1 protein-coding gene and 1 pseudogene are annotated in these 810 nt (G+C 79.8%); both read right to left on the bottom strand.

Going from position 1 to position 810, the window contains the following annotated elements:
• Positions 1 to 219, bottom strand: a 219-nt coding sequence (locus ADK60_RS45010) for a hypothetical protein (protein ID WP_159400545.1), incomplete at its 3' end; no start/stop codon positions are given.
• A 165-nt stretch (positions 220 to 384) separates the two neighbouring features.
• Positions 385 to 810, bottom strand: a pseudogene (locus ADK60_RS23835) (hypothetical protein); the annotation flags it as partial.

Raw genomic sequence — 810 nt, 5'->3', positions numbered from 1 at the left:
GTTGCCGGCCGGGTGGGCGGCGGCGTCGGGGCGCGTGTCGAAGAGGTGCTGGGTGTAGCCCTGGAGCAGCAGGGCGCCGGCGAGGGCCAGCAGAAAGGCGCAGAAGAGCACCCAGTGGGCGCGCAGCGGGCCCTGCCGGACGACGCCGCGTCGGCCCCGCTTCCGTGCGGGGGTGGGGGCGGGGGCTCGTCGGCCGGCTCTGCGGCGGGGTGCGCTCACGGCGGGTGCTGCTTTCGGGGGGGGGGGGCGGGTGCCTGGGGGTGGCGGGGTCCGCGGTCGGGGGCAGGGCGGCGCGGGTCGGGCGTCGGCGATCAGGGCGGCGCGGTCGAGGGTCTCGCGCTGGAGGGCGTCGCGCTACAGGGCGGCGCGGGTTGGCGTCGGGGTTCAGGGCGTCGGGGACGGCTTGCCGGTCTTGCCTCCGGAGGCGTTCCCGGAGTTGCCGGGCGCGTCGGTGGGACGCCCGTGGCCCGGGGTGGCGGTGGCGCTCGCGGTTGTCCCGCCGGTGCTGCCGTTGCCGCCGCCGTTGGCGTTCCCGCTCGGCGTGGGCGCGGTCGGCGCGGGAGCGGTCGGCGCGGGAGCGGCGGTCGGCTGGGCGGACGGGGACGGCACTGCCGGCTTCGCGGTGGTCGCCGCCGGGGCGGCGGTGGGGGGCTTCGGGCCGCCCGGGTCGATCACCGGGCCGCCGGTGCGGACCTCCTGCGGGACGGTCGGGTTGCCGGCCGGGTGGGCGGCGGCGTCGGGGCGCGTGTCGAAGAGGTGCTGGGTGTAGCCCTGGAGCAGCAGGGCGCCGGCGAGGGCCAGCAGAAAGGC

Source organism: Streptomyces sp. XY431, assembly GCF_001279805.1.
GTDB lineage: Bacteria > Actinomycetota > Actinomycetes > Streptomycetales > Streptomycetaceae > Kitasatospora > Kitasatospora purpeofusca.
Note: the sequence above shows the minus strand (reverse complement) of the source record. Positions and strands in the feature narration are given on the sequence as shown.